At 66.8% G+C, this 26,537-nt stretch carries 25 protein-coding genes; 4 read left to right on the top strand and 21 right to left on the bottom strand.

Translation table 11 applies throughout. From position 1 onward, the window contains the following. Nucleotides 1–6: 6 nt before the first annotated feature. A complete protein-coding gene (locus AC1RGU_RS14300; protein ID WP_062474075.1) occupies nucleotides 7–714 on the bottom strand; it encodes an ABC transporter ATP-binding protein in 708 nt (235 codons plus the stop codon). Further along, the gene (locus AC1RGU_RS14295; protein WP_062474077.1) at nucleotides 714–1,484 is read right to left on the bottom strand and encodes an ABC transporter ATP-binding protein; all 771 of its coding nucleotides are present in this window, start codon (nucleotides 1,482–1,484) and stop codon (nucleotides 714–716) included. Before AC1RGU_RS14295 ends, AC1RGU_RS14300 begins: the two co-directional genes overlap by 1 nt. A 340-nt stretch (nucleotides 1,485–1,824) precedes the next feature. Here AC1RGU_RS14295 and AC1RGU_RS14290 point away from each other — a divergent pair, with 340 nt between their 5' ends. The 3 genes from AC1RGU_RS14290 to AC1RGU_RS14280 all read left to right on the top strand — a co-directional run bounded on the left by AC1RGU_RS14290 (nucleotide 1,825) and on the right by AC1RGU_RS14280 (nucleotide 4,253). After that, nucleotides 1,825–3,033 (top strand): AGE family epimerase/isomerase, encoded by a 1,209-nt coding sequence (locus tag AC1RGU_RS14290; RefSeq protein ID WP_492696625.1) that lies wholly within the window; start codon nucleotides 1,825–1,827, stop codon nucleotides 3,031–3,033. Nucleotides 3,034–3,140: 107 nt separating this feature from the next. Beyond that, on the top strand, nucleotides 3,141–3,758 hold the full coding sequence (locus tag AC1RGU_RS14285) for a cysteine hydrolase family protein (RefSeq protein WP_492696624.1): 618 nt from the start codon (nucleotides 3,141–3,143) through the stop codon (nucleotides 3,756–3,758). A gap of 51 nt (nucleotides 3,759–3,809) precedes the next feature. After that, nucleotides 3,810–4,253 carry a cupin domain-containing protein gene (locus AC1RGU_RS14280; RefSeq protein ID WP_492696623.1) on the top strand — a complete coding sequence of 148 codons (444 nt, stop codon included), beginning with the start codon at nucleotides 3,810–3,812 and terminating at the stop codon, nucleotides 4,251–4,253. 16 nt (nucleotides 4,254–4,269) lie between these two features. Here the strand turns inward: AC1RGU_RS14280 and AC1RGU_RS14275 are convergent, their stop codons facing one another. The 5 genes from AC1RGU_RS14275 to AC1RGU_RS14255 are packed head-to-tail and all read right to left on the bottom strand — an operon-like array spanning nucleotide 4,270 to nucleotide 10,164. Continuing rightward, nucleotides 4,270–5,178: a LysR family transcriptional regulator gene (locus tag AC1RGU_RS14275; protein WP_095746048.1), complete on the bottom strand. Its 909-nt coding sequence runs from the start codon at nucleotides 5,176–5,178 to the stop codon at nucleotides 4,270–4,272. Nucleotides 5,179–5,197: 19 nt separating this feature from the next. Beyond that, nucleotides 5,198–6,760: a DHA2 family efflux MFS transporter permease subunit gene (locus AC1RGU_RS14270; RefSeq protein ID WP_062474087.1), complete on the bottom strand. Its 1,563-nt coding sequence runs from the start codon at nucleotides 6,758–6,760 to the stop codon at nucleotides 5,198–5,200. A 35-nt stretch (nucleotides 6,761–6,795) separates the two neighbouring features. Further along, the gene (locus tag AC1RGU_RS14265) at nucleotides 6,796–8,121 is read right to left on the bottom strand and encodes an HlyD family secretion protein (RefSeq protein WP_492696622.1); all 1,326 of its coding nucleotides are present in this window, start codon (nucleotides 8,119–8,121) and stop codon (nucleotides 6,796–6,798) included. 35 nt (nucleotides 8,122–8,156) lie between these two features. Next, complete coding sequence (locus AC1RGU_RS14260; RefSeq protein WP_492696621.1) at nucleotides 8,157–9,635, bottom strand: efflux transporter outer membrane subunit; 1,479 nt, start codon at nucleotides 9,633–9,635, stop codon at nucleotides 8,157–8,159. Next, on the bottom strand, nucleotides 9,628–10,164 hold the full coding sequence (locus AC1RGU_RS14255) for a MarR family winged helix-turn-helix transcriptional regulator (protein ID WP_487848393.1): 537 nt from the start codon (nucleotides 10,162–10,164) through the stop codon (nucleotides 9,628–9,630). The genes AC1RGU_RS14260 and AC1RGU_RS14255 overlap by 8 nt, the downstream gene beginning before the upstream one ends. A gap of 78 nt (nucleotides 10,165–10,242) precedes the next feature. Between AC1RGU_RS14255 and AC1RGU_RS14250 the strand changes: the two genes are divergently transcribed. Next, on the top strand, nucleotides 10,243–12,030 hold the full coding sequence (locus AC1RGU_RS14250; RefSeq protein WP_492696620.1) for an ABC transporter transmembrane domain-containing protein: 1,788 nt from the start codon (nucleotides 10,243–10,245) through the stop codon (nucleotides 12,028–12,030). A gap of 39 nt (nucleotides 12,031–12,069) precedes the next feature. Here AC1RGU_RS14250 and AC1RGU_RS14245 read toward each other — a convergent pair whose 3' ends face one another. Genes AC1RGU_RS14245 through AC1RGU_RS14180 form a run of 14 tightly spaced genes read right to left on the bottom strand, consistent with a single transcriptional unit; the run spans nucleotide 12,070 to nucleotide 26,536 of the window. Then, entirely contained in the window at nucleotides 12,070–12,555 is a 486-nt protein-coding gene (locus tag AC1RGU_RS14245) for a DUF1178 family protein (RefSeq protein ID WP_487848391.1), read from the bottom strand. Between the two features lie 7 nt (nucleotides 12,556–12,562). After that, on the bottom strand, nucleotides 12,563–13,168 hold the full coding sequence (locus tag AC1RGU_RS14240) for an NUDIX domain-containing protein (protein ID WP_487848390.1): 606 nt from the start codon (nucleotides 13,166–13,168) through the stop codon (nucleotides 12,563–12,565). 5 nt (nucleotides 13,169–13,173) lie between these two features. Beyond that, nucleotides 13,174–13,479: a DUF2818 family protein gene (locus AC1RGU_RS14235; RefSeq protein ID WP_062475381.1), complete on the bottom strand. Its 306-nt coding sequence runs from the start codon at nucleotides 13,477–13,479 to the stop codon at nucleotides 13,174–13,176. Between the two features lie 16 nt (nucleotides 13,480–13,495). Further along, the gene (nuoN, locus tag AC1RGU_RS14230) at nucleotides 13,496–14,983 is read right to left on the bottom strand and encodes an NADH-quinone oxidoreductase subunit NuoN (RefSeq protein WP_062475383.1); all 1,488 of its coding nucleotides are present in this window, start codon (nucleotides 14,981–14,983) and stop codon (nucleotides 13,496–13,498) included. A 24-nt stretch (nucleotides 14,984–15,007) separates the two neighbouring features. After that, complete coding sequence (locus tag AC1RGU_RS14225; RefSeq protein ID WP_062475386.1) at nucleotides 15,008–16,486, bottom strand: NADH-quinone oxidoreductase subunit M; 1,479 nt, start codon at nucleotides 16,484–16,486, stop codon at nucleotides 15,008–15,010. Nucleotides 16,487–16,511: 25 nt separating this feature from the next. Continuing rightward, nucleotides 16,512–18,557: an NADH-quinone oxidoreductase subunit L gene (gene nuoL, locus AC1RGU_RS14220; RefSeq protein WP_062475389.1), complete on the bottom strand. Its 2,046-nt coding sequence runs from the start codon at nucleotides 18,555–18,557 to the stop codon at nucleotides 16,512–16,514. 7 nt (nucleotides 18,558–18,564) lie between these two features. Beyond that, the gene (nuoK, locus tag AC1RGU_RS14215; protein ID WP_007837741.1) at nucleotides 18,565–18,873 is read right to left on the bottom strand and encodes an NADH-quinone oxidoreductase subunit NuoK; all 309 of its coding nucleotides are present in this window, start codon (nucleotides 18,871–18,873) and stop codon (nucleotides 18,565–18,567) included. Then, nucleotides 18,870–19,529 carry an NADH-quinone oxidoreductase subunit J gene (locus AC1RGU_RS14210; protein ID WP_062475392.1) on the bottom strand — a complete coding sequence of 220 codons (660 nt, stop codon included), beginning with the start codon at nucleotides 19,527–19,529 and terminating at the stop codon, nucleotides 18,870–18,872. The genes nuoK and AC1RGU_RS14210 overlap by 4 nt, the downstream gene beginning before the upstream one ends. Nucleotides 19,530–19,566: 37 nt before the next feature. Next, nucleotides 19,567–20,112 carry an NADH-quinone oxidoreductase subunit NuoI gene (gene nuoI, locus AC1RGU_RS14205; protein WP_062475395.1) on the bottom strand — a complete coding sequence of 182 codons (546 nt, stop codon included), beginning with the start codon at nucleotides 20,110–20,112 and terminating at the stop codon, nucleotides 19,567–19,569. A gap of 18 nt (nucleotides 20,113–20,130) precedes the next feature. Next, nucleotides 20,131–21,207 carry an NADH-quinone oxidoreductase subunit NuoH gene (gene nuoH / locus AC1RGU_RS14200; protein WP_095949076.1) on the bottom strand — a complete coding sequence of 359 codons (1,077 nt, stop codon included), beginning with the start codon at nucleotides 21,205–21,207 and terminating at the stop codon, nucleotides 20,131–20,133. Further along, nucleotides 21,204–23,369 carry an NADH-quinone oxidoreductase subunit NuoG gene (gene nuoG, locus AC1RGU_RS14195; RefSeq protein WP_447745778.1) on the bottom strand — a complete coding sequence of 722 codons (2,166 nt, stop codon included), beginning with the start codon at nucleotides 23,367–23,369 and terminating at the stop codon, nucleotides 21,204–21,206. Before nuoG ends, nuoH begins: the two co-directional genes overlap by 4 nt. Nucleotides 23,370–23,389: 20 nt before the next feature. Next, a complete protein-coding gene (gene nuoF / locus AC1RGU_RS14190; RefSeq protein ID WP_070063112.1) occupies nucleotides 23,390–24,730 on the bottom strand; it encodes an NADH-quinone oxidoreductase subunit NuoF in 1,341 nt (446 codons plus the stop codon). Further along, entirely contained in the window at nucleotides 24,730–25,272 is a 543-nt protein-coding gene (locus AC1RGU_RS14185) for an NADH-quinone oxidoreductase subunit NuoE family protein (RefSeq protein ID WP_492696619.1), read from the bottom strand. Before AC1RGU_RS14185 ends, nuoF begins: the two co-directional genes overlap by 1 nt. Before the next feature lie 10 nt (nucleotides 25,273–25,282). Beyond that, nucleotides 25,283–26,536: an NADH-quinone oxidoreductase subunit D gene (locus tag AC1RGU_RS14180; RefSeq protein WP_062475408.1), complete on the bottom strand. Its 1,254-nt coding sequence runs from the start codon at nucleotides 26,534–26,536 to the stop codon at nucleotides 25,283–25,285. Nucleotide 26,537 lies beyond the last annotated feature (1 nt).

Genomic DNA, 26,537 nt, shown 5'->3' with positions numbered 1-26,537 from the left:
AAGAACTCAGACGCCGAGCAGCTCGGTCAGCACGGGCATCTTGGCTTCGAGCTCGGCGGCGCCGAACTTTTCGACGATGCGGCCGTGCTCCATCACGTAGAAACGGTCGGCCAGCGGCGCGGCGAAGCGGAAGTTCTGCTCGACCATGACGATGGTGTAGCCCTTGGCGCGCAGCGTGGTGATCATGCGGGCCAGCGCCTGCACGATCACGGGCGCCAGGCCTTCGGAGATTTCGTCGAGCAGCAGCAGCTTGGCGCCGGTGCGCAGGATGCGCGCCACGGCCAGCATCTGCTGCTCGCCACCCGACAGGCGCGTGCCCTGGCTGTGGCGGCGCTCGGCCAGGTTGGGGAACATGGCGTAGATCTCGTCGACCGACATGCCCTGCCCTGCGCCCTTGAGTTCGGGCGGCAGCATCAGGTTTTCTTCGCACGAGAGGCTGGCGAAGATGCCGCGCTCTTCGGGGCAGTAGCCGATGCCCAGGTGGGCGATGCGGTGCGTCGCCATCGAGACGGTCTCGACGCCGTTGACCTTGATGCTGCCCTTGCGGGCGCCAGTGAGCCCCATCACGGCGCGCATCGTCGTCGTGCGGCCCGCGCCATTGCGGCCCAGCAGCGTGACGACTTCGCCCGGCTGCACGACCATGTCGACGCCGTGCAGCACGTGCGATTCGCCGTACCAGGCCTGCAGACCCTTGATTTCGAGTGCAGCGGTCATCAGTGAGCCCCCTGCATTTCGCCGTCGGTGGTGCCCATGTAGGCTTCCATCACCTGCGGGTTCTTCGAGACTTCGGCGTACGGGCCTTCGGCCAGCACGGCGCCGCGCTGCAGCACCGTGATGGTGTCGGCGATGGTCGAGACCACGCTCATATTGTGTTCGACCATCAGGATGGTGCGTCCGGCCGACACGCGCTTGATGAGCTCGGCCACGCGGTGCACGTCTTCGTGGCCCATGCCCTGCGTGGGTTCGTCCAGCAGCATCAGCTCGGGCTCCATGGCCAGCGTGGTGGCGATCTCGAGCGCGCGCTTGCGGCCGTAGGGCAGGTTCACGGTCTGTTCGTCGGCCAGTTCTTCGAGGCCCACCTCGGCGAGCAGCTCGCGGGCGCGCGCATCGAGCGGCTTGAGCGACTTCTCGCTCTTCCAGAAGTGGTACGAAGTGCCCAGCTTGCGCTGCAGGCCCAGGCGCACGTTCTCGAGCAGCGTGAGGTGCGGGAACACGGCGGAGATCTGGAACGAACGGATCACGCCGCGCCGCGCGATCTGCGCCGGGCGTTCGCCCGTGATGTCGTGGCCGTTGAACAGGATCGTGCCGGCCGTGGGCTCGAGGAATTTGGTGAGCAGGTTGAAGCAGGTCGTCTTGCCGGCACCGTTGGGGCCGATGAGCGCGTGGATCGAACCGCGCTTCACCGAGAGGTCGACCTTGCTGACCGCGGTGAATCCCTTGAATTCCTTGGTGAGCTGGCGTGTTTCAAGAATGACGTCGCTCATCTCGCGGCGTCGTCCGTGTGCGGAAAAAAGAAATCGGTCATGCGGTCCATCTCAATGCGCCACCATCGAGCGCGGACCGATTGTTGGTGGCTGCTATGCAATTGCATACTGGGGCAAATGCCTATGCTGCACTGCAACCATTCACAGAGTGCGCCCCCTCTGTGCGAGCGACTGTCGTCCCGACGACATTGCGCACCGCAGCACGCACACCTGCAAACGCGCGATGCATGCACGCGCACCATCATGAGGATGTCGAGCACGCATGCACGCTTCGTGAAAAACTGGCGTGCCCGCTGCGCTGCCGCGATGCGCTTTCACCCGGATTGAATCCATCACCGCCATGCCGAACTTCCGCTCACCCGAATTCCTTGCCAGCCACATCGCCCACACGCTGGCGTTCTACGCGCCGCGCAGCCGCGATGCCTCGGGCGGCTTCTTCCATTTCTTCACCGACGATGGCACGGTGTACGACCGCCGCACACGCCACCTCGTGAGCAGCACGCGCTTCGTGTTCAACCACGCGATGGCCTGGCGCCGCTTCGGGCGGCCCGACGATCTTGCGGCGGTGCGCCACGGCCTGGCGTTTTTGCAGACCGCGCATGCGCAGCCGAATGGTGGCTATGCATGGCAGATCGACTGGGATGGCCATCAAGCCACCGTGCAGGACGGCACGCAGCACTGCTACGGCCTGGCCTTCGTGCTGCTGGCGCACGCGCATGCGCTGATGGCCGGCGTCGAGGAAGCACGCGCCGGCCTCGCGCGCACCCGCGATCTGATGGAACAGCATTTCTGGGAACCGGCGCACCAGCTGTACGCCGACGAGGCGACGCCAAGCTGGCAGGTCGGCCCCTACCGCGGCCAGAACGCCAACATGCACGCCTGCGAGGCCATGCTCGCGGCCTACGACGCCACGCGCGAGCCCTTCTACCTCGAGCGCGCACGCACGCTGGCCGAAAGCATCACGGGCCGGCAGGCCGCGCTCGCCGACGGGCTGGTGTGGGAGCACTACCGCGAGGACTGGTCGGTCGACTGGGACTACAACCGCGGCGACAAGACCAACATCTTCCGGCCCTGGGGCTTCCAGACCGGCCACCTCACCGAGTGGGCCAAGCTGCTGTTGCAGCTCGAGAGCCACCTCGGGCGCGGCGCGCCCGGCACCGAATGGCTCGTGCCACGCGCGCGCCACTTCTTCGACACCGCGATGCAGCGCGGGTGGGACGCGGCGCACGGCGGGCTGGTCTACGGCTTCGGTCCCGATGGCGCGGTGTGCGACGGCGACAAGTACTTCTGGGTGCAGGCCGAAAGCTTCGCCGCCGCCGCCCTGCTCGCGGTGCGCACGGGCGACGCCGGCTACTGGGACTGGTACGACCGGATCTGGGCCTACAGCTGGGACCACTTCGTCGACCACGCGCACGGTGCGTGGTATCGCATCCTCACGCCGCAGAACGCGAAGATCAGCGACGAGAAGAGCCCGGCGAGAAAGACCGATTACCACACGATGGGTGCGTGCCATGACGTGCTGAAGGCGCTGGGGCACGGCGTGAAGTAGCCACGCTGATCGTCACGATCCGCACAAATCTTGTGCGGCCCCGCCTCTACCCCGCAGCGTGCGGGCTGCCTACGCTTCAAGCCTTCTTTCACTCACGCAGAGAACGCATGAAGCACCCCAGCATCCGCAGCCTCACCGGCGCCGTGCCCACGAGCCGTCTCGATCCCGCCGCCACGGCGCTGATCGCCATCGATTTCCAGAACGAATATTTCGACGGGCGCATGCCCATTCCCGACGGCCTGGCCGCCCTGCGCCAGGCACGGCGCCTGATCGATGCCGCCGACCGGCATGCGATGCCGGTGTTCCATGTGCAGCACGTCGCGCCCGCCGACAGCCCGATCTTCGCGGAGGGCAGCCACGCCTTCGGCATCCACGACGCACTGCGCCCGGCGCCGCAACACGCCGTGCTGCGCAAGGCGACGCCGAGCGCCTTCGCCGGCACCGCACTCGAGGCCGAGTTGCAGGCGCGCGGCATCACGACGCTGATCCTCACGGGCCTCATGACGCACATGTGCGTGTCGGCCACGGCCTTCGATGCCGCACCGCGCGGCTACCAGAGCCTCATCGTGGGCGACGCCTGCGCGACGCGCGACCTCGACCTGGAGGAAGGCGGCGTGCTGGGCCACCGCGAGCTGCATCGCGCGGCGCTGCGCGGCGTGTCGGATGTGGTGGCCGAGGTGCGCTCGACCGACGAGGTGCTGCAACTGCTGGAAGCGGGCCGCTGACGCCCTGCCCTTCACATGCACCCACGAATCCACCCTCTTCGATCCATGACCATGAAACGCTCTTCTGCCTTGTTCCTCGCCCTGTCCTGCGCCCTGAGCGCGTCGGGCCTCGCCACTGCCGCCACGCCGGCACCCCGCACGCCGATCTCGGCACCGGCCGACACGCTGCAATGGCAGGCCCTCGCGGGCGGCATCCGCTACGCCAACGTGCGCGGCAACCTGACGGGCAATGGCCCGTACGAAGCTTTTGTCGAATTCCCGGCCGGCTTCGACAACCCGCACCATCGCCACACGCAGGCGCTTCCGTCCGTCGTGCTCTCGGGTGTGTTCTATGCGATCTTCGATGACGGCAAGAAGGTGCTGTACCCGGCCGGCTCGTACTACCTGCTGCCGGCGCGGCTGCCGCACCGCAGCGGCTGCGAGCCGGGCGCGAACTGTCTGCTGTTCCAGTACCAGAGCGATCGCTTCGACCTGGTGCCGACCACGTCGAAGTGAGGCGCTGCCGCCGCGTTCAGTCGCCCTGCCCGTCCGCGGGCAGGTAGCGCGCGGCGGCAAAGTCGACAAACGCCCGCACCTTCGGCGACAGGTGCCGGTTCTGCGGATACAGCGCGTACAGGTTCAGCGGCTGCTGGCGGAATTCGGGCAGCACGCGCACCAGCTCGCCGCGCGCCACAGGGTCGCGCACGAGGAACGCCGGCGACGCCGCCAGCCCCGTGCCCGCCAGCGCGGCGCTGCGCAGCACGAGCCCGCTGTTGGCCTGCAGCCGCCCACCCACGTCGACCGTGCAGACGCTGCCGTCCGGCGCGGTGAAGCTGGGCTGTGCGGCCTTCGCGGCCAATGAATAGTTCAGGCAGTCGTGCGCCGCCAGGTCGGCGGGCGTTCGCGGCGTGCCGCGCCGCTGCAGGTAGGCGGGCGATGCCACCCACCACTCCTCGAAGCTCGCGAGGCGCTTGACGATCAGCGTCGAGTCCGAGAGTGCATATGCCAGTCGCAATCCCACGTCGAAGCCCTCTTCGATCAGGTCGACGAAGCGGTCGTTGCAGACCAGGTCGGCCTTGACCTGCGGATGCGCGTCGAGAAAAGCCGGCAGCCACTGCGCCAGCTCCTCCAGCCCGAAGGACATCGGCGCGTTGATGCGCAGCAGGCCCGTGGGCTCGACCTGGTGCTGCGCCACGACCAGCGCCGCGGTCTCGACCTGGTCGAGGATCTGCCGCGCGTGTTCGTAGTAGGTCTGGCCCGCCTGCGTGAGCGCGAAGCGGCGCGTGGTGCGGTTCAGCAGCTGCACGCCCAGCGCCGTTTCCAGCTGCTTGACGTGGCGCGAGACCACCGTGTGCGACACGTCCATCGCGTCGGCCGCGGCGGTGAAGCCGCCGGCCTCCACGACGGCGCGGAACGCCTTCATGGCCGCGAACTGGTCCATGCGCGAGCGCTGCCCGTTGTCAGTGCGCGCCGGCGGCCGCGTCGCCGCCCGCGCCGCCCTTTTGCGGCCGTGCCAGCCACACCAGCGGAATCAGCAGCAGGAACAGCACCGCCGAGGCATAGAAGATGTCGTTCGTCGCGAGCATGAACGACTGCTGGTCGACCAGCCGGTTGATCTGCCCGAGCACCTGCTCGGAACTGAAGCCGCTGCCGGTCAGCCCCGAGATGGCGCTGGTGGCCGCGCTGTTGCCCGGGTTCACCGACTCCACCAGCTGCGCATGGTGCAGGGCCGCGCGGCTGTCCCACAGCGTGGTGGCGATCGAGGTGCCCATGGCGCCCGCCGTGATGCGCAGGAAGTTCGACAGCCCCGACGCGGCCGGGATGCGGTCGGGCGTGAGGCCCGACAGCGTGATGGTCACGAGCGGAATGAAGAAGAACGCCATCGCGATGCCCTGGATGATCGTCGGGATGATGATCGTCACGAAGTCGGCCTGCGTGTTGAAGTTCGAGCGCATCCACAGCACCAGCGCGAACACGAGGAACGAGAAGGTCGCGTAGCGGCGCGGGTCGATCTTGGACACCGTGAGGCCCACCACCGGCGAGAAGAAGATCGCCAGCAGCCCCACGGGCGCCATGATCATCCCCGCCTGTGTGGCGGTGTAGCCCATCCACTGCTGCAGCCACAGCGGCAGCAGCACCACGTTGCCGAAGAACAGGCCGTAGGCGATGGCCGTGGCCACCGCGCCCGACCAGAAGTTGCGCCGCTTGAACAGCGACAGGTCGACCACCGGATGCTTGTCGGTCAGCTCCCAAACCAGGAAGAAGGCGAAGCCGACCACGGCCACCACGGCCATCGTGACGATCTCGGCCGAGTGGAACCAGTCGAGCTCCTTGCCCTTGTCGAGCATGAGCTGCAGCGAGCCCACCCACAGCACCAGCAGCGCCAGGCCGATGGCGTCGATCGGCACCTTGTGCGTCTTGCTCTCGCGCTTGTGGTACAGCGTCCAGGTGATGGCCGCGGCCACGATGCCGACCGGGATGTTGATGTAGAAGATCCACGGCCACGAGATGTTGTCGGTGATCCAGCCGCCGAGCAGCGGTCCCATCACGGGCGCGACCAGCGTGGTCATCGACCACATGGCCATGGCCAGGCCGGCCTTGGCCTTCGGGTAGCTCGACAGCAGCAGCGTCTGCGACAGCGGGATCATCGGCCCCGCCACGAAGCCCTGCAACGCGCGAAACAGGATGAGCGTGGTCATGTTGGGCGCCAGGCCGCACAGCAGCGAGGCGACCATGAACAGGATCACGCTGGCCATGAACAGGCGCACCTGGCCGAAGCGCTGGGTCATGAAACCCGTGAGTGGCACCGCGATGGCGTTGGCCACCGCGAAGCTGGTGATGACCCAGGTGCCTTGCGTGGTGCTCACGCCGAGGTCGCCCGAGATGGCCGGCAGCGACACGTTCGCGATCGACGAGTCGAGCACGTTCATGAAGGTGGCGGCGGACAGCGCGACCGTGCCCCACACGCGGGCGGAGCCCTCGAGCGGGGGGTGCGCGATGTAAGCAGGAGCAGCAGTGGCCATGGCGCGAGCTGTGAGGGTTCAGCGAATGGCTGTGATCAGCCCGGCTGGCCCTGCGTGGCGACATGCGCGGCCGGCACAGCGTTGGAGGCCGCCGGACGGCTCACCGCCGCCGTGGGCGTACCGCGGCCGAGGTTGGCGGCGACGATGCGGTCCACCTCGGCGTCGGCACCGCGGTCGAGCTGGCTGTAGACCTGCGTCTGCGCGAAGGCGGTGCTGCGCGGCGCGTCGGCCAGCATCTTGCCGGTCTTCTGCGTGATGTCGATCTCGGCGTCCATCGACAGGCCGATGCGCAGCGGGTTGGCCTTGAGTTGTTCGGGGTCGAGCGCGATGCGCACGGGCACGCGCTGCACCACCTTGATCCAGTTGCCGGTGGCGTTCTGCGCCGGCAGCAGCGCAAAGGCGGCGCCGGTGCCCACGCCCAGGCCAGCGACCTTGCCGGTGTACTCGACCTTCTTGCCGTACACGTCGGCGGTGAGCTTCACGGGCTGGTCGATGCGGATGTTGCGCAGCTGCACTTCCTTGAAGTTGGCGTCGACCCACAGCTGGTGCAGCGGCACGATGGACATCATCGGCGTGCCGGCGGCCACGCGCTGGCCCAGCTGCACGGTGCGCTTGGCGACGTAGCCGTCGACCGGCGCAGGCATGGCCACGCGCTGCGTGGCGAGGTAGGCCTCGCGCACCTTGGCGGCGGCGGCCAGCACGCTCGGGTGCTGGGCCACGCTGGTGCCTTCGGTCAGCGACTGGTTGCTGGCCAGCGCCTCACGCGCGGCGACCACGCCGGCCTGTGCGGCGGCCAGTGCGCTCTTGGCGTTGGCCAGCTGCGTCTCGGCGTGGTTGAGTTCTTCCTTCGACACGGCGCCGTTGCCCGACAGCGCGCGGCGGCGCTGCAGGTCGTCCTGCGCCTTGGCGATGTCGCTCTGGGCCTTGGCGATGTCGCTCTGGCGCAGCGTGACCTGCGCGGCCAGCGAACCGTTGTTCGCGTACAGCGTGCGCACCTGGCGCACGGCCTGCGCGAGCGCGGCCTCGGCCTGCTCGAGCGCGACCTTGGCATCGGCCGGGTCGAGCTGCACCAGCGGCTGGCCGGCCTTCACGAAGTCGGTGTCGTCGGCGCCGATGGCCATGACGGTGCCGCCGATCTGCGGCGTGATCTGGATGACGTTGCCCTGCACGTAGGCGTTGTCGGTGTTCTCGTAGTGGCTGGCGACCAGCCATTCGTACAGGCCCCAGCCGCCGCCGGCGACCAGCACCACGGCGGTGAGAACGGTGAGTGCGCGGCGGCGCTTGCCGTTGCCCGCGGGCGCCTCGGGCGCGGCGGTGGTGGGCACGGGGGAAGCGGATGTCGGAGTGTTGTTATCGCTCATGATGGAGTTCTTTCCGAAGAAGGCGGATCAGCAAATCAGTTCTGGGTGGCGGCCGTCGGGGCCGAAGCCGTGGCGGTGGCCGGTGGCTGCCAGCCGCCGCCCAGGGCGCGCGCCAGGCCCACCTGCGTGTCGAGGGCGCGGGCCGCCAGGTCGACCGCGAGCCGGCGCTGGGCCAGCACGGCGGTTTCGGCGGTCAGCACGTTGAGGTAGTTGCCCAGGCCCGCGCGGTAGCGCTGCACGGCAATGTCATAGGCGCCTTCGGCGGCCGTCTGCGCGGCGCGCTGTTCGGTCTGCTGGCGCGTGATCGACTGTGCGCTCGACACCTGGTCGGCCGCGTCGCGCACGGCGTCGAGCACGGTGGCGTTGTAGCTTTCGATGGCCACGTCGAGGTCGGCCGACTTGCCGCGCAGGTTGGCGCGCAGGCGCCCGCCCTCGAAGATCGGCAGGTGGATGGCCGGGCCCACGCCCCACTGCTCGCTGCCCGACTTGAGCAGCTTGCCGAAGCCCAGGCTCTGGAAGCCGGCAAAGGCCGTGAGGTTCACGTTGGGATAGAACTGGGTCTTGGCATTGGCCACGTCGCTGGTGGCGGCTTCGACGCGCCAGCGCGCGGCGGCGATGTCGGCGCGGCGGCCCAGCAGGTCGGCCGGGATGTTCGCCTGCAGCGCCATCGGCTTCACGCCCGCGAGCACCGGCGGCTTGAGCGAGGCCGACACGTTGGGCTGGCCCACGAGCGCATCGAGTGCGTGCTGCTGCAGCGCGATCTGCTCGTTGAGCGCTTCGATCTGCTGGCGGGCTTCAGGCAGGCCGCCTTCGCTCTGGCGCAGTTCGAGGCGGGTGTCGAGGCCGGCCGAGACGCGGTCGCGCACCAGCTTGAAGGTCTCGTCGCGCTGGGCCAGCGTGCGCTTGGCCACTTCGACCTGCTCGTTCAGGCGCGCCCACTGGAAGTAGCTGCGCGCCACGTTGCTCGCGAGCAGCACGCGGGCGGCATCGGCGTCGGCCGCTGCGGCGTTGGCTGCGCCGAGGGCGGTGTCGAGCGCGCTGCGGTTCTTGCCGAAGAAGTCGAGCTCCCAGCTCGCGCCGAGCTGCAGCAGGCCGATGTTCTGCGTCGAGCCGCCCAGCGGCGCCGGGTAGATGTAGTTGCTGTTGAACTTCTGGCGGTTCAGGTTCAGGTCGGCACCGACCTTGGGCAGCAGCGCCGCGCCGGCGATGTCCGCCGAGGCCTGGGCGCGCACGAGGCGCGCACGCGCGACCTGCAGGTTCGGGTTGCCGGCCACGGCCTGGTCGACCAGCGCATTGAGCTCGCTGTCGCCGAAGGCCTGCCACCACTGGCTGTCGAGGCTGGGCACATTGGCGCGCGCGGGGTCGGCCGCGATGCCGAGCGTGGTCGCGTCGCGCAGCGTGGCGTGCGAGCCGATGCCGGCCATGTCGGCGCAACCGGCGAGCGCGACCACCGCCAGCGCGGCGGCCACGACGGGCGTGCGGCGCAGCGCGCGCACGGCGAAAGACTCAGTCATTCTTCTCTCCACGGGCCGCGAGGCCCTGTGCGTTGTCGAGGATGCGGCGCAAGTAGTCCTTGAGCTGCTCCCATTCTTCGAGGCTGAAGCCGGCCAGGTACTCGTTCTGCACCCGGCTCAGCACATAGGGCACTTCCTTCGCGGCCGCACGGCCTTCGTCGGTGAGTTCGATGTTGACCACGCGGCGGTCTTCGAGCGAGCGCACGCGCCGGCACAGACCCTTGGCCTCGAGGCGGTCGAGCAGGCGAGTCATGGCGCCGGTGTCGAGCTCGCAGGCGCGGGCCAGTTCGGCCACGGTGGTGGCGGCGCCGACGTGCAGCTTGTACAGCGGCACCCACTGCGGATAGGTGGGGCTGCCGGGCTCGCACATGCGCGTGCCGACGGTCTGGCCCACGGACGTGACGATGCGGCGCATCAGGTAGCCGATGCTCTCTTCGGCGCGGTAGTCCTCGGCGCGATAGAAGGCGGCCGGCGGGCGCACGGCCTCGTCGGGCGTCGGAGGGACCGGGGAAATGGGGGCATCGCTCATGGCCGAAATATTAGTTGTCATGGCAATTACTGTCAAGGCGACCTTTGTGGGGGCAAGGGCTCGGTAGAATTCGCGCCCATGGCTTCTTCCCCTCCGTCGTCCTCCGCAGCCAAGGGTTCGCCCCGCTCGCTGTCGGGGTTGCGCCCCTTCCTTCGCCCCTACCGCGTGCAGATCGTGCTGGCAGGGGTCTTCCTGGTGATGGCGGCGGTCACGACGCTGGCTTTCCCTATTGCCCTGCGCAGCCTGATTGATGGCGGCCTGGTCAGCGCCGACAAGGGCGCCCAGACCATGGCGCTGCGCGAGCACTTCGGTGCCCTCTTCGCCGTGGCCGTGGCGCTGGGCCTGTTTTCGGCGGCGCGCTTCTATACGGTGAGCTGGCTCGGCGAGCGCGTCACGGCCGACCTGCGCAACGCGGTCTACGGCCATGTGCTGCAGCAGAGCCCGGCCTTCTTCGAGACCACGCAGACCGGCGAGGTGCTGTCGCGCCTCACGGCCGACACCACGCTGGTGCAGACGGTGGTCGGCTCGTCGCTGAGCATGGGCCTGCGCAACGCGGTCATGGGCGTGGGCGCGCTGGCGGTGCTGGTCTGGACCAACCCTTATGTGATGGTGCAGGTGCTGGGCATCCTGGTGCTGGTGGTGCTGCCGAGCATGTGGTTCGGCCGCCGCGTGCGCAAGCTGTCGCGCGCCAGCCAGGACCGCGTGGCCGACTCGAGCGCCATCGCGGCCGAGGTGCTGAATGCGATTCCGGTGGTGCAGAGCTACACGGCCGAAGGCCGCGAGGCCGACCGCTTCAAGGGCTCGACCGAGAACGCCTTTCATACCGCCGTGCGCCGCACGCGCGCGCGCTCGGTGCTGGTGGCCTTCATCATCATTGCCACCTCGGCCGCCCTGCTCTGGGGCCTGTACGAAGGCACGCAGGCCGTGCTGCGCGGCGACATCACGGCCGGCCACCTGGGCCAGACCGTGGTCTACGTGGCGATCCTGGCGAGCGCCACCGCGGTGCTCGGCGAGGTGTACGGCGACCTGCTGCGAGCGGCCGGCGCCACCGAGCGCCTGATGGAACTGCTGCACGCGCCGACGGCCATCGCCTCGCCCGCACGGCCGGCAGTCGCGCCCGTTCCCGCCGCGGGCAGCGCCATCCGCTTCGACGCGATCACCTTCCACTACCCCTCGCGGCCGGGCACGCCGGCGCTGCGCGACTTCAGCCTGGACATCGCACCGGGCGAGACCGTGGCGCTGGTGGGATCGAGCGGCGCCGGCAAGAGCACGGTGTTCCAGCTGCTGCTGCGCTATTACGACCCGCAGTCGGGCCGCATCGTGCTCGACGGCGCGTCGCTCGACGCGCTCGCGCTGCACGACCTGCGCACCCGCATCGGCCTCGTGCCGCAGGACGCGGTGATCTTCTCGGCCAGCGCTTTCGAGAACATCCGCTACGGCCGGCCCGATGCCAGCACCGACGAGGTGCACGCCGCGGCGCGCGCCGCCTTCGCGCACGACTTCCTGCAGGCCCTGCCCGAGGGCTACGACACCTTCCTGGGCGAACGCGGCGTGCGGCTGTCGGGCGGCCAGCGCCAGCGCATCGCCATTGCGCGGGCCATCCTGAAGAACCCGCCGCTGCTGCTGCTGGACGAAGCCACCAGCGCGCTCGACGCCGAGAGCGAACGCATGGTGCAGGCCGCGCTGGAATCGGCGATGGAAAACCGCACCACGCTCGTGATCGCCCACCGCCTGGCGACCGTGCAGAAGGCCGACCGCATCATCGTGCTGGACCACGGCGGCATCGTCGAACAGGGAACGCACGCGGCGCTGGTGGCGCAAGGCGGCGTGTACGCGCGGCTGGCCGCGCTGCAGTTCACGGCCTGAGCGGGCCGGGCCGGACGGGCTCGTCGTCGAGCCGGTCGGTTACTGCAGGGTTTCTTTCAGCGCCGCCGGAATCGGCAGCGCCATCACCGGAATGCCTTCGTCGAGCAGCGCCTCGGTCTGCTCCGGCGTGGCTTGGCCGCGGATGCCGCGCTCGGCGGTTTCGCCGTAGTGCATCTTGCGCGCCTCGTCGGCAAAGCGGTCGCCGACGTCTTCGGTCTTGGCCAGCACTTCGCGCACGGCGCGCATCCAGCGGGCTTCGGGCGAAGTCGAGGTTGCGGATACTTGCGTGGAAGGCGTTGCGGGTGCCGCCGGCGCGCGGGCCGCGTCGCCACGCCCTTCTTCCTTCGGCGCCTTGGCGTTGCTCAGGTTCAGGCGGGGTGCACTCAGCAGCTTGACGATGGCGGTGTCGCCGCAGACCGGGCACTCGACCAGGCCGCTCGCGAGCTGGCTGTCGAACGCCTCGTTGGACGCGAACCAGCCCTCGAAGCCGTGGCCGTGCGTGCAGCGGAGATCGAGGACCTTCATGCGCGGATTATCCCGCGCCGCCTTGCGAGGCTGCGGCCTGCCAATCCAGTGCCCATGCGCCCGACAGGACGTTCTGCAGCCACAGAGCGCAGGTGAGCGTCTTCGCGTCGGTCACGGTGCCGTCGCGGCACCAGCCGATGAGCTCCTGCGGCGTGGCGGTGAACACGTCGAGGAACTCGCCGTGGTCGAGCTGGCGCTCGCCCAGCGAGAGGCCGCGTGCGAAGTAGATGTGGATGATTTCGGTCGAGTACGCCACCGCCAGGTGCGTGGCGCCCGCATGCGCCCATTCGCGCGCGGAGTAGCCGGTTTCCTCGAGCAGTTCGCGCTGGCCGCACAGCAGCGGATCTTCGCCGGCGTCGAGCTTGCCCGCGGGAAACTCGACGATCACGCGGTCCACCGGGTAGCGGAACTGGCGCTCCAGCACCACGCGGCCGTCGTCGAGCAGCGGAATCACCACCACCGCACCGGGGTGCACCACGTACTCGCGCGTGGCACTATGGCCGTCAGGCAGGCGGATGGTGTCGCGCTTGGCGTGCAGGAACTTGCCCTTGAAGAGCTCTTCGCTGCTGACGAGCGCTTCCTTCAGGTGCAGATCGGTGGCGGGAGAAGTCATGTCGGTCAGTGCCTGTGCTTCATCAGGTAGCGCCAGGTGAACCCCGGGAAGGCCAGCACGACGAACAGCGAGGCCGTCACCGCGTAGAACTCCCAGCCCTGGGCGGCGATCTGCCCTGCCCTGCGTTCGAACAGCAGGCCGATGCCGCCGGCAATGAAGTACAGCACCACCAGTTCGCCGAAGCGGATGGCGAGCGACTTGTGCGCGGTCGACAGCGGCACCGCCCCGAACAGGCGCTCATTCAGGAACGGCAGGTTGGCAGCCACCAGGGCCACCAGCAGCACCACCCAGACCGACGCGGTTTGCGACACCGTGTTGCGGACCGCGTCAGTGGGCCAGCGTGGCCGCGATGGCGTCGTAGCACAGCGTCATCAGACCGCCGGGCAGCACGCCAAGAATGAGGATCAGCGCGCCGTTGATCGTGAGCACGGTGCGCACGTCGAACGAGGCCGACACGGTGGTCGCCGTGACGGGCGCGTCGAAGTACATGACCTTGACCACGCGCAGGTAGTAGAACGCGCCGATCAGCGAGGTGATCACGGCGAACACCGCCAGGCCGATGTAGATGGCGGCGCCCGAGGCGATCAGCGCCTGCAGCACGGCCAGCTTGGCGTAGAAGCCAACGAGTGGCGGCAAGCCGGCCAGCGAGAACATCGCGATGGCCATCACGCCGGCGTACAGCGGGCTGCGCTGGTTCAGGCCGGCCAGGTCGGTGATCTCTTCGCTTTCGAAGCCTTCGCGCGCCAGCAGCAGGATGATGCCGAAGCTGGCCAGCGTGGTCAGCACGTAGGTCACGACATAGAACATCGCGGCGCTGTAGGCGGCCTGCGCGTTCTGCGTGCCCTGCAGGTCGGAACCCGCCACCAGGCCCAGCAGCATGAAGCCCATCTGCGCGATGGTCGAGTAGGCCAGCATGCGCTTGAGGTTGCTCTGCGCGATGGCGGCCAGGTTGCCGATCACCAGCGACGCCACCGCCAGCACGGCCAGCATCTGCTGCCAGTCGATGGCCAGCGGCTGCAGGCCGTCGACCAGGAGACGGATGATGATGCCGAAGGCAGCCAGCTCTGGCGCGGCACCGATCAGCAGCGTGATCGCCGTCGGCGCGCCCTGGTAGACGTCGGGCACCCACATGTGGAACGGAGCGGCACCGACCTTGAACGCCAGGCCGGCCACGATGAAGACCAGACCGAATACCAGCACCTGGTGGTTCACCTTGCCGGTCGAGATCGCCTTGAACACTTCGTTCAGGTCGAGCGAGCCGGTGGCGCCGTACATCATCGACAGGCCGTACAGCAGGAAGCCGCTGGCCATGGCGCCGAGCACGAAGTACTTCATGGCGGCTTCGCTGGCCACCGCGTTGTCACGGCGCAGCGCCACGAGGGCGTAGCTCGACAGCGTGAGCAGTTCCAGGCCGAGGTAGATCAGCAGGAAGTTGCTGCCGCCGATCATCACGAACATGCCCAGCAGCGCCAGCATGCTGATCGTGAACATCTCGCCGCCGCGCAGCATCTCGCGGTCGGCCGCGTAGGGCCGGCCGTAGACCAGCGTGACCATCAGGGCCAGCGAGGCGAAGCACTTGAGCCAGTTGCCCATCGTGTCGCTCACAACCATGCCGCCGAAGCCGTAGGAGGTCTTGCCGCCGACAGCGGCCAGGCCCGTGAGCACAGCCACCGCCGCCAGCGTGAGCAGCGTCAGGATGTAGGTGCGGGTGCGGCGCGGGCTCGTGTCCGACAGGTCGACCAGCGCAATGATGCAGGCCATGACCAGCAACACGATTTCGGGGTAGATCGTCACCCAGCTGAGTTTGTCAATCATCTCGTTCTCTTCTTCAGCGTGGCATCAGACGGGCAGCTTCGAAATCGCCACGTGGCGCAGAAGCTCGACGACGGAGGCATCCATCGCGTCGGTGAAAGGCTTCGGATACAGGCCCATCCACAGCACGGCGATCGCCAGCAGCGAGAGCATCAGGAATTCGCGGGCGTTGATGTCCTTCAGTTCCTTGACGTGGTCGTTGCCGACCGGGCCCAGGTACACGCGCTTGTACATCCACAGGGTGTAGGCAGCGCCGAAGATCAGTGCGGTGGCAGCGCCCAGGCCGACCCAGAAGTTGGCCTTGACGGCGCCCAGGATCACCATCCATTCACCCACGAAACCGGCGGTGCCCGGCAGGCCGCAGTTGGCCATGGCGAACAGCAGCGCGAACGCGGCGAACTTGGGCATGGTGTTGACCACGCCGCCGTAGTCGGCGATCTGGCGCGAGTGCACGCGGTCGTACAGCACGCCGATGCCCAGGAACATGGCGCCCGACACGAAGCCGTGGGCAATCATCTGCACGATGCCGCCGGACACGCCGAGCTCGTTGAAGATGAAGAAGCCCAGCGTCACGAAGCCCATGTGGGCGACCGACGAGTAAGCCACCAGCTTCTTCATGTCCTGCTGCACCAGCGCCACCAGGCCCACGTAGATCACGGCGATGAGCGACAGCGCGATCATGAGCCAGGCCCACTCGTGCGAAGCGTCAGGCGCGATGGGCATCGAGAAGCGCAGGAAACCGTAGGCACCCAGCTTCAGCATGATCGCGGCCAGCACGGCCGAACCGCCCGTGGGCGCCTCGACGTGCACGTCGGGCAGCCAGGTGTGGACCGGCCACATCGGCACCTTCACGGCGAAGGCCGCGAAGAAGGCGAAGAACAGGAAGGTCTGCGCGGTCGAACCCAGCGGCAGCTTGTGCCAGCTCAGGATGTCGAAGCTGCCGCCCGACTTGTTGTACAGGAAGATCAGCGCGACCAGCATGAGCAGCGAGCCGAGCAACGTGTACAGGAAGAACTTGAACGCCGCGTAGATCTTGTTCGGGCCGCCCCAGATGCCGATGATCAGGTACATCGGGATCAGCGTGGCTTCGAAGAACACGTAGAACAGGATGCCGTCGAGCGCCGAGAACACGCCGATCATGAACCCCGACAGGATCAGGAACGCGCCCATGTACTGGTTCACGCGCTCGGTGATCACTTCCCAGGCCGAGATCACGACCACGACCGTGATGAACGAGGTCAGCAGCACCAGCCACAGCGACATGCCGTCGATGCCCAGGTGGTAGTTGACGTTGAAGCGCGAGATCCAGCTCGTCTTCTCGACGAACTGCATCGCGGCGGTTCCGTTCTGGAAGCGCGTGAACAGCGGCACCGTGACCAGGAAGCTCACGATGGCACCGACGAGCGCGACCCAGCGCACGCCCTTGGCGTGCTCGTCGCGGCCAAACGCCAGCAGCACGGCGCCGAATGCGATCGGCACCCAGATGGCAAGGCTCAACAAACCCATTTTTCTTTTTCTCCAGCGTTCGGGCTCAACGTTTGAACCAGACGAAGTACGTCATCAGGATGAAGATGCCCAGCAGCATCGCGAAGGCGTAGTGGTAGATGAAGCCCGACTGCAGCCAGCGCACGACGCCGGCCACGCGACCCACCACCTTCCAGGAACCGTTGACGAGCGCGCCGTCGATCAGCGCCTGGTCGCCGCCCTTCCACAGGCCCGTGCCGAGCAGGCGCGCACCGCGGGCGAGGATGTTCTCGTTGATCCAGTCGAGGTAGTACTTGTTCTCGAGCAGGTTGTAGATCGGGCTGAAGGCGCGCTTGATGGCGGCCGGCAGCGCCGGGTTCATCATGTACATGTAGTACGACAGCGCCACGCCGGCCAGCGCCAGCCAGAACGGTGCGGTCTGCAGGCCGTGGATCGCCATGGCGACCGGGCCGTGGAAGGCTTCCTTCAGCTCGCCCATCGCGTGGTGCTTGGCACCGTCGACGAAGATCGCGTCCTTGAAGAAGCTGCCGAACAGCATCGGGTCGATGGTCATGAAGCCGATCACCACCGAGGGGATCGCCAGCAGCACCAGCGGCAGCCAGACCACCATCGGCGATTCGTGCGGCTTGTGGGCGTCGTGGCCATGGCCATGGTCGTCGTGTCCGTGCGCGTCGTGCGCATGGTCGTCGTGGTGTGCGTCCGGGTTCTGGTCGTAGCGTTCCTTGCCGTGGAAGACCAGGAAGTACATGCGGAACGAGTAGAACGCCGTCACGAACACGCCGGCCAGCACCGCGTAGTAGGCGAACTGCGCGCCCCACAGGTGGCTTTCGTGCACGGCCTCGATGATGCTGTCCTTCGAGTAGAAGCCCGAGAACAGCGGCGTGCCGATCAGCGCGAGCGAACCCAGCAGCGAGGTGATCCAGGTGATGGGCATGTACTTGCGCACGCCGCCCATCCAGCGGATGTCCTGGTTGTGGTGCATGCCGATGATCACCGAGCCCGCGCCGAGGAACAGCAGCGCCTTGAAGAAGGCGTGCGTCATCAGGTGGAACACCGCGACCGAGTAGGCCGAGGCACCGAGCGCCACCGTCATGTAGCCCAGCTGCGACAGCGTCGAGTACGCGACCACGCGCTTGATGTCGTTCTGGATGATGCCCAGGAAGCCCATGAACAGCGCGGTGATGGCGCCGATCACGAGGATGAAGCTCAGGGCCGTGTCGCTCAGCTCGAACAGCGGCGACATGCGCGCCACCATGAAGATGCCGGCCGTCACCATGGTCGCCGCGTGGATCAGCGCCGAGATGGGGGTCGGGCCTTCCATCGAGTCGGGCAGCCACACGTGCAGCGGGAACTGGGCGCTCTTGCCCATCGCGCCGATGAACAGGCAGATGCAGATCACCGTGATGAGCATCCACTCGGTGCCCGGGAAGGTGATGCCGGCCAGCGTGTGCGCCTTGGCGAAGGCTTCGCCGTAGTTCAGCGTGCCGGCGTAGGCGGCGATCAGGCCGATGCCCAGGATGAAGCCGAAGTCACCCACGCGGTTGACCAGGAAGGCCTTCATGTTCGCGAAGATGGCCGTGGGCTTGTTGAACCAGAAGCCGATCAGCAGGTACGACACCAGGCCCACCGCTTCCCAGCCGAAGAACAGCTGGAGCATGTTGTTGCTCATGACGAGCATCAGCATCGAGAAGGTGAACAGCGAGATGTACGAGAAGAAGCGGTTGTAGCCGTCGTCTTCTTCCATGTAGCCGATGGTGTAGATGTGGACCATCAGCGACACGAAGGTCACGACGCACATCATCATGGCCGTGAGGCCGTCGACCAGGAAGCCGACTTCCATCTTCAGGCCGCCGACCATCATCCATTCGTAGATGGTCTGGTTGAAGCGGGCACCGTCGACGATGACCGACTTCAGCGTCATCGCCGAGATCACGAAGGCGACGAACACGCCCAGGATGGTCAGCGAATGCGTGACCTTGCGGCCGATGTGGTTGCCGCCGAACTTCGTGCCGAACAGGCCGGCAAGTGCGGCGCCGACCAGGGGTGCCAGCGGCACGGCCAGCAAGGTGGATGCGGAAAGGGTTGCGCTCATACTGCTGTCAACCCTTGAGCGAGTTGAGTTCGTCGACGTTGATGTTGGACTTGTTGCGGAACAACAGGACCAGCAGCGCCAGGCCGATGGCCGATTCGGCCGCCGCCACCGTCAGGATGAAGAACACGAAGATCTGGCCGTGCATGTCGCCCAGGTAGTGCGAGAAGGCCACGAAGTTCATGTTGACCGCCAGCAGCATCAGCTCGATGGCCATCAGCAGCACGATCAGGTTCTTGCGGTTCAGGAAGATGCCGATCACCGACAGCGCGAAGAGCATCGCGCCGAGCGAGAGAAAGTGTCCGAGCGTGAGCGTCATGCCTTGTTTTCCTTTGCAGCGGCATCCGCTGCCGGGGCCTCAACCACCGGCTCGGCCGCACGCGTGACGGGCATCTGCACGATGCGCACGCGGTCGCGCGCCTTCACGCGCACCTGGTCCGACGGGTTGACGTACTTGCTGTCCTTGCGGGTGCGCAGCGTCAGTGCAATGGCGGCAATGATGGCCACCAGCAGGATGACCGCGGCGATTTCCAGCGGATAGAGGTATTCGGAGTACAGCAGCTTGCCCAGCTCGAGCGTGTTCGAGCTGTTGGGCGAGGTCGTCGCCATGGCGCGCGGGCCTTCGCCCAGGCGGAAGCCGCCCATGAGCACGGCCGCCATTTCGAGCGCGATGAGCGCGCCGATGCCTGCCGCCAGCGGGAAGTGCTTCCAGAAGCCCTCTCGCAGGCCGTCGACGTCGATGTCCAGCATCATCACGACGAACAGGAACAGCACCATCACGGCGCCGACGTACACCAGCACGAGCGAGATCGCCAGGAACTCGGCGCGCAGCAGCAGCCAGATGGCCGAGGCCTGGAAGAAGGCCAGCACCAGGTACAGCGCGGCGTACACGGGGTTGCGGGAGGTGATGACGCGGAAGGCTGCAAACAGCAGCACCGCGGCAAACAGATAGAACAGACCGGTCTTGACGTCCATTGGAATTCGATTGGTACGGGTTTCGAGCGGAGCCGGCTCAGCGGTACTTGGCGTCGGCCGCCTTGTTCGCCGCGATTTCTTTTTCGTAGCGGTCGCCCACGGCCAGCAGCATGTCCTTGGTGAAGTACAGGTCGCCGCGCTTTTCGCCGTGGTATTCGAAGATGTGCGTCTCGACGATCGAGTCGACCGGGCAGCTCTCTTCGCAGAAGCCGCAGAAGATGCACTTGGTCAGGTCGATGTCGTAGCGCGTGGTGCGGCGCGAGCCGTCGTCACGCACGTCGGATTCGATGGTGATCGCCAGCGCGGGGCACACGGCCTCGCACAGCTTGCAGGCGATGCAGCGCTCTTCGCCGTTCTCGTAGCGGCGCAGCGCATGCAGGCCACGGAAGCGCGGCGACAGCGGCGTCTTCTCTTCGGGGAACTGGACGGTGATCTTGCGCGCGAAGGCGTACTTGCCCGTGATGGCCAGGCCCTTGAACAGTTCGAACAGCATGAAGCTGCCCAGGAAGTCCTTGAGCGAGAACGGTGCGGAGGCCAGCTTGGAGGTGCGTCCGAGCCCTCCGGCGGTGTGTGAAGCAGTCATGATGTCGTCGCTTCCTGCTTATTTCCAGATGTTGAACGGCGTCTGCATCCAGCCACCGACCACGACCAGCCACACCAGGGTGACGGGAATGAAGATCTTCCAGCCCAGACGCATGATCTGGTCGTAGCGGAAGCGCGGGAACGTCGAGCGCACCCACAGGAACATGGTGACCACGCAGAAGGTCTTCAGGCCCAGCCAGATCCAGCCCGGAATGAAGCTCAGGAACTCGAACGGCGGCAGCCATCCGCCGAGGAACAGCACCACGGTCAGGATCGAGACGAGCCACATGTTGGCGTACTCGGCCAGGAAGAACATCGCGAAGCTCATGCCCGAGTACTCGATCATGTGGCCGGCCACGATTTCCGATTCGCCTTCCACCACGTCGAACGGGTGGCGGTTGGTTTCGGCGAGACCCGAGATGAAGTACACAACGAAGATCGGCAGCAGCGGCAGCCAGTTCCACGACAGGAAGCCAATGCCCATGTCTTGGAACATGCCCTTGCCCTGCACCGTCACGATGTCGGACATGTTCAGGCTGCCCGTGACCATCAGCACCACGACGAAGCAGAAGCCCATCGCGATTTCGTAGCTCACCATCTGTGCCGAGGCACGCAGCGCGCCCAGGAAGGCGTACTTCGAGTTCGAGGCCCAGCCGGCGATGATCACGCCGTACACCTCGAGCGAGGTGATGGCCATCACGAACAGCAGGCCGGCATTGATGTTGGCCAGCGCCACGTCGGGACCGAAGGGAATCACGGCCCATGCGGCCAGCGCCGGCATGATGGTCATGATCGGGCCGAGCAGGAACAGGCCCTTGTTAGCGACCGTCGGAAGGATGATTTCCTTGGTCATCAGCTTGAGCGCGTCGGCGATCGGCTGCAGCAGGCCCAGCGGCCCGATGCGGTTCGGGCCCACGCGGATCTGCGTGAAACCGATGGCCTTGCGTTCCCACAGCGTGAGGTACGCCACGGCCAGCATCAGCGGGATCACGACGACGATGATCTTGATCAGCGTCCAGACCACGGGCCAGACGACGGACGTCCACCAGCCCGCGGCGACCAGCCCCTGGCCGAAGCCATGAATTGCGTCGATCATGCCAGGGCCTCCTCGGCACGAGCGGGTGCGGCCTGTGCGCTGTGGCGCGCGTCGGCGGTCAACTGCAGCGACGGTGCGCGGCGCACGATCGAGTCGAGCTGGTAGATGCTCGCGACCACGGGCGCAGCCACGACGCCACTGGCCGCGACGGCCTTGGCGGAGGTGGCGTTGCTCAGCGCGTTCGCCGGTACGGTGCCCTTGTCACCGACGGTGGCCAGCACCTCGGCGGTCGATTCGAAGGCGAAGCCCGGCAGGCCGAGCAGGTTCGCCAGCACGCGCAGCACCTTCCACGCCGGGCGCGTTTCGCCTTGCGGCTTCACGACGGCATGGAAACCCTGCACGCGGCCTTCAGCATTGACGAAGGTGCCGGGCGTTTCGGTGAACGGGGCGATGGGCAGCAGCACGTCGCTGAACTCGAGGTTGGCCTTGAAGGGGCTCAGCGTGACCACCATCTGCGCATTGCCGATGACATCGGCGGCGGCAGCACCGGCGGCCGAGTCGAACACCGGCTCGGTGTTCAGCAGCAGCACGGCCTTCAGGCCGGAGCCGGCGGCAAGCATGCGGCCGGCATCGAGGCCGCCGTTTTGCGGGAAGGCGCCGACGAGCTGTGCGCCCACGGTGTTGCCCGCTTCGGTCAGGTAGCCGACGGTGGCGCCGGTCTGTGCGCCGATCCAGTTCGCGAGGGCCAGCAGGCTGCTGGCTTGCGCGTGGTGCGCGGCGGCATTGCCGAGCAGGATCGCCTTGCGCTCGCCGCTCAGCAGCGAGGCTGCGATGGCTTGCGCGGCGGCGTCGGGTGCGTTCTTCGGTGCCAGCGGTGCGGCCGCGCCATTGGTCTGGCCGATGGCCGCGGCCACGGCGGCCAGCGCCTCGACCCATTGGTCGGCGTCGACGATCGACGCTTGCGCCACGTCGATGGCCCAGGCACCGCGGTCGGCCATGAGGCTGGACGAGGTGATCACCGACAGCGCGGCGCCCTTGCGCACGGCCTGGCGGATGCGCTGTGCGAACAGCGGGTGTTCCTTGCGCAGGTTCGAGCCGACGACCAGCGCGCGCTGCACTTGCGTGAGCGAGGCGATCGAGGTGCCGAGCCAGCGCACGCCTTCGAAGGCCGAGAACTCGGCATTGCGCAGGCGGTAGTCGATGTTGTCGCTGCCGAGTTCACGCGTGAGCATGGCGGCGAGCTGCAGCTCTTCGAGCGTGCTGTGCGGGCTGACCAGCGTGCCGATGCTTTGCGCACCGTGGTCGGTCTTGATCTGCTTGAGACCGTTGGCGACGTACTCGAGCGCCGTCTGCCAGTCGACCTGCTGCCATTGGCCGCCCTGCTTCAGCATGGGCTGCGTCAGGCGTTCCGTGCCGTTGAGCGCTTCGTACGAGAAGCGGTCGCGGTCGGCGATCCAACATTCGTTGACGTCTTCGTTCTCGAGCGGCACCACGCGCATCACGCGGTTGTTCTTGACCTGGACGATCAGGTTGGCACCGGTGGAATCGTGCGGGCTCACCGACTTGCGGCGCGACAGTTCCCAGGTGCGGGCGCTGTAGCGGAAGGGCTTGCTCGTGAGCGCGCCGACCGGGCAGATGTCGATCATGTTGCCCGACAGCTCGGAGTCGACCGAGTCGCCGAGGAAGGTTTCGATTTCGGAGTGCTCGCCGCGGTGCGACATGCCCAGCTCCATCACGCCGGCCACTTCCTGGCCGAAACGGACGCAGCGCGTGCAGTGGATGCAGCGGCTCATTTCTTCCATGCTGATCAGCGGGCCGACGTCCTTGTGGAACACGACGCGCTTTTCTTCTTCGTAACGCGAAGAAGAACCGCCGTAGCCGACGGCCAGGTCCTGCAGCTGGCATTCGCCGCCCTGGTCGCAGATGGGGCAATCCAGCGGGTGGTTGATCAGCAGGAACTCCATGACGGACTGCTGGGCCTTGATGGCCTTGTCGCTCTTGGTGCGAACGATCATGCCCTGCGTGACGGGCGTGGCGCAGGCCGGCATCGGCTTGGGCGCCTTTTCCACGTCGACCAGGCACATGCGGCAGTTGGCCGCGATGCTGAGTTTCTTGTGATAGCAGAAGTGCGGAATGTAGGTGCCCGCCTTTTCGGCCGCATGCATCACCATGCTGCCTTCGGTCACTTCGACCTTCTTGCCGTCGAGTTCGATTTCGATCATGTCTGTGTTTCTTCTCGCACTCAGGCCTTGACGGGCGCCGTCGGGACGTGGCCCGGGATCAGGGCCTCGAACTCATGGCGGAAGTGCTTGATCATGGCGCGCACGGGCATGGCTGCCGCATCGCCGAGCGCACAGATGGTGCGGCCCATGATGTCGCCGGCCACGGAGTCCAGCAGCTGCATGTCGCTGGGCTTGCCCTGGCCGTTGTGGATGCGGTCCACCACGCGGTAGAGCCAGCCCGTGCCTTCGCGGCAGGGGGTGCACTGGCCGCAGGACTCGTGCATGTAGAAGTACGAGAGGCGCTTGAGCGACTCGACCATCGACCGCGTGTCGTCCATGACGATCACGGCGCCCGAGCCCAGCATGGAGCCGGCCTTGGCGATCGAGTCGTAGTCCATGGTGCAGGCCATCATGATGTCGGCCGGCAGCACCGGCGACGACGAGCCGCCGGGGATCACGGCCTTGAGCGTGCGGCCCTTGCGCACGCCGCCGGCCAGTTCGAGCAGCTTGGAGAACGGCGTGCCCATCGGCACTTCGTAGTTGCCGGGCAATTCGACGTCGCCGCTCACCGAGTAGATCTTGGTGCCGCCGTTGTTCGGCTTGCCGCACTCGAGGTAGGCCTGGCCGCCGTTGCGGATGATCCAGGGAACCGCCGCGAAGGTCTCGGTGTTGTTGATGGTGGTCGGCTTGCCGTACAGGCCGAAGCTGGCCGGGAACGGCGGCTTGAAGCGCGGCTGGCCCTTCTTGCCTTCGAGCGATTCGAGCAGCGCGGTTTCCTCGCCGCAGATGTAGGCGCCGAAGCCGTGGGCCGCGTGCAACTGGAAGTTGTACGTGCTGCCCATGATCTTGTCGCCGAGGTAGCCGGCGGCGCGCGCTTCTTCGAGGGCGGCCTCGAAGCGGTCGTAGCTCTGGAAGATCTCGCCGTGGATGTAGTTGTAGCCCACGCTGATGCCCATCGCATACGCGGCGATGGCCATGCCTTCGATCACGATGTGAGGGTTGAACTGCAGGATGTCGCGGTCCTTGCACGTGCCGGGCTCGCCTTCGTCCGAATTGCAGACGAGGTACTTCTGGCCCGGGAACTGGCGGGGCATGAAGCTCCACTTCAGGCCGGTCGGGAAACCCGCGCCGCCACGGCCGCGCAGGCCCGAGGCCTTCACTTCGGCGATCACCTGGTCGGGCGTGAGGCCCTCGGTGAGGATCTTGCGCAGCGCCTGGTAGCCGCCGCGCGCTTCGTAGTCGGCCAGGTGCCAGTTGGTGCCGTCCAGGCCTGCATAGATCTGAGCGCCGATGTGGCGGTCATGGAAGCAGGTCTGGACACCGGTGGCCTGGAATTGCGAGAGAACCTGTTCGGGCGTCATCACGAAGCCTCCCCTGGCTTGGCACTGCGCAAACCGTCGATGAGCTGGTCGAGCTTGTCGTTGCTCATGAAGCTGCACATGGTGCGGTCGTTGACCAGCATCACGGGCGAATCGGCGCAGGCGCCCAGGCATTCGCTCTGCTGCAGCGTGAACAGGCCGTCGGCCGTGGTCTCGCCCATCGTGATGCCGAGCTTCTTCTCGAGGTGCACGAGCGCGGTGACGCCGTCGCGCAGCTGGCACGGCAGGTTGGTGCACACGTTGAGCTTGAACTTGCCCACCGGATGCTGGTTGTACATGTTGTAGAAGGTCGTCACTTCGTGCACGGCGATAGGCGCCATGCCGAGGTAGGCGGCGATCTCGCGCTCGCGCTGCACGCTCACGAAGCCTTCGTCCTGCTGGACGATGGCCAGGCAGGCCATCACGGCCGACTGCTTGCCGGCTTCGGGGTACTTGGCGACCTCGCGCGCAAAGCGCTCGAGGATGGCGGCCTTCAACGGCGCCGAGGGCGCCGCGTCATGGTGATGGGTTGAGGAAGTCGTCATTCGCTCTTTCTCACCTGTCGATTTCGCCGAACACGATGTCCATCGTGCCGATCACCGCGACAGCGTCGGCGATCATGTGGCCGCGCGACATTTCGTCGAGGGCAGCGAGGTGCGGGAAGCCCGGGGCGCGGATCTTCAGGCGGTACGGCTTGTTGGCGCCGTCGCTCACGAGGTAGATGCCGAACTCGCCCTTGGGGTGCTCGACGGCGGCATACGCTTCGCCTTCGGGCACATGGAAGCCTTCGGTGAAGAGCTTGAAATGGTGGATCAGCTCCTCCATGTTCGCCTTCATCGATTCGCGCGCGGGCGCTGCGACCTTGTGGTTGCTGGTGATGACCGGACCCGGATTCACGCGCAGCCAGGCCGAGCACTGCTGGATGATCTTGTTGGCCTGGCGCATTTCTTCCACGCGAACCAGGTAGCGGTCGTAGCAGTCGCCGGTCTTGCCCACGGGCACGTCGAACTGCATCTGGTCGTAGACGTCGTAGGGCTGCTTCTTGCGCAGGTCCCATTCGACGCCCGAGCCGCGCAGCATCGGGCCGGTGAAGCCCAGGTTCAACGCGCGCTCCGGCGTGACCACGCCGATGCCCACGGTGCGCTGCTTCCAGATGCGGTTGTCGGTGAGCAGCGTCTCGTACTCGTCGACCATCTTCGGGAAGCGCTTGCAGAAGTCGTCGATGAAGTCGAGCAACGAGCCCTGGCGGTTCTCGTTGAGCTTTTCGATGGCCTTCGCATTCTTGATCTTGCTGACCTTGTACTGCGGCATCGAATCCGGCAGGTCGCGGTAGACGCCGCCCGGACGGAAGTACGCCGCGTGCATGCGCGCGCCGGACACGGCTTCGTACATGTCGAACAGGTCTTCACGCTCGCGGAAGCAGTAGATGAGCATGTTCATCGCGCCGCAATCGAGACCGTGCGCGCCGAGCCACAGCAGGTGGTTCAGCAGGCGGGTGATCTCGGCGAACATCACGCGGATGTACTGCGCGCGGATCGGCACATCGAGGCCCATCATCCGCTCGATGGCGAGGCAGTAGGCGTGCTCGTTGGACATCATCGACACGTAGTCGAGGCGGTCCATGTAGGGCAGCGACTGGATGAAGGTGCGCGATTCGGCGAGCTTCTCGGTCGCACGGTGCAGCAGGCCGATGTGGGGGTCGGCCCGCTGGATCACTTCGCCGTCCAGCTCGAGCACCAGGCGCAGCACGCCGTGTGCTGCGGGGTGCTGGGGACCGAAGTTGAGTGTGTAGTTCTTGATTTCGGCCATA

It is taken from the genome of Variovorax sp. GW823-FHT02B07, assembly GCF_058797695.1.
This window is presented reverse-complemented; position numbering and strand designations above follow the sequence as displayed.

Excerpts from the sequence above, each read along its gene's own strand:
- AC1RGU_RS14240 (WP_487848390.1), bottom strand. The coding sequence starts at position 13,168 with ATGACTTCTCCCGCCACCGATCTGCACCTGAAGGAAGCGCTCGTCAGC.
- nuoF (WP_070063112.1), bottom strand. The coding sequence starts at position 24,730 with ATGACGCCCGAACAGGTTCTCTCGCAATTCCAGGCCACCGGTGTCCAG.
- AC1RGU_RS14280 (WP_492696623.1), top strand. The coding sequence starts at position 3,810 with ATGAAACGCTCTTCTGCCTTGTTCCTCGCCCTGTCCTGCGCCCTGAGC.
- AC1RGU_RS14275 (WP_095746048.1), bottom strand. The coding sequence starts at position 5,178 with ATGGACCAGTTCGCGGCCATGAAGGCGTTCCGCGCCGTCGTGGAGGCC.
- AC1RGU_RS14300 (WP_062474075.1), bottom strand. The coding sequence starts at position 714 with ATGACCGCTGCACTCGAAATCAAGGGTCTGCAGGCCTGGTACGGCGAA.
- nuoL (WP_062475389.1), bottom strand. The coding sequence starts at position 18,557 with ATGAGCGCAACCCTTTCCGCATCCACCTTGCTGGCCGTGCCGCTGGCA.
- nuoH (WP_095949076.1), bottom strand. The coding sequence starts at position 21,207 with ATGATCGACGCAATTCATGGCTTCGGCCAGGGGCTGGTCGCCGCGGGC.
- AC1RGU_RS14245 (WP_487848391.1), bottom strand. The coding sequence starts at position 12,555 with ATGAAGGTCCTCGATCTCCGCTGCACGCACGGCCACGGCTTCGAGGGC.
- AC1RGU_RS14185 (WP_492696619.1), bottom strand. The coding sequence starts at position 25,272 with ATGACGACTTCCTCAACCCATCACCATGACGCGGCGCCCTCGGCGCCG.
- AC1RGU_RS14290 (WP_492696625.1), top strand. The coding sequence starts at position 1,825 with ATGCCGAACTTCCGCTCACCCGAATTCCTTGCCAGCCACATCGCCCAC.
- AC1RGU_RS14225 (WP_062475386.1), bottom strand. The coding sequence starts at position 16,486 with ATGGGTTTGTTGAGCCTTGCCATCTGGGTGCCGATCGCATTCGGCGCC.
- AC1RGU_RS14285 (WP_492696624.1), top strand. The coding sequence starts at position 3,141 with ATGAAGCACCCCAGCATCCGCAGCCTCACCGGCGCCGTGCCCACGAGC.
- AC1RGU_RS14250 (WP_492696620.1), top strand. The coding sequence starts at position 10,243 with ATGGCTTCTTCCCCTCCGTCGTCCTCCGCAGCCAAGGGTTCGCCCCGC.
- AC1RGU_RS14180 (WP_062475408.1), bottom strand. The coding sequence starts at position 26,536 with ATGGCCGAAATCAAGAACTACACACTCAACTTCGGTCCCCAGCACCCC.
- nuoG (WP_447745778.1), bottom strand. The coding sequence starts at position 23,369 with ATGATCGAAATCGAACTCGACGGCAAGAAGGTCGAAGTGACCGAAGGC.
- AC1RGU_RS14295 (WP_062474077.1), bottom strand. The coding sequence starts at position 1,484 with ATGAGCGACGTCATTCTTGAAACACGCCAGCTCACCAAGGAATTCAAG.
- AC1RGU_RS14270 (WP_062474087.1), bottom strand. The coding sequence starts at position 6,760 with ATGGCCACTGCTGCTCCTGCTTACATCGCGCACCCCCCGCTCGAGGGC.
- nuoK (WP_007837741.1), bottom strand. The coding sequence starts at position 18,873 with ATGACGCTCACGCTCGGACACTTTCTCTCGCTCGGCGCGATGCTCTTC.
- AC1RGU_RS14260 (WP_492696621.1), bottom strand. The coding sequence starts at position 9,635 with ATGACTGAGTCTTTCGCCGTGCGCGCGCTGCGCCGCACGCCCGTCGTG.
- nuoI (WP_062475395.1), bottom strand. The coding sequence starts at position 20,112 with ATGACTGCTTCACACACCGCCGGAGGGCTCGGACGCACCTCCAAGCTG.
- AC1RGU_RS14210 (WP_062475392.1), bottom strand. The coding sequence starts at position 19,529 with ATGGACGTCAAGACCGGTCTGTTCTATCTGTTTGCCGCGGTGCTGCTG.
- AC1RGU_RS14255 (WP_487848393.1), bottom strand. The coding sequence starts at position 10,164 with ATGAGCGATGCCCCCATTTCCCCGGTCCCTCCGACGCCCGACGAGGCC.
- nuoN (WP_062475383.1), bottom strand. The coding sequence starts at position 14,983 with ATGATTGACAAACTCAGCTGGGTGACGATCTACCCCGAAATCGTGTTG.
- AC1RGU_RS14265 (WP_492696622.1), bottom strand. The coding sequence starts at position 8,121 with ATGAGCGATAACAACACTCCGACATCCGCTTCCCCCGTGCCCACCACC.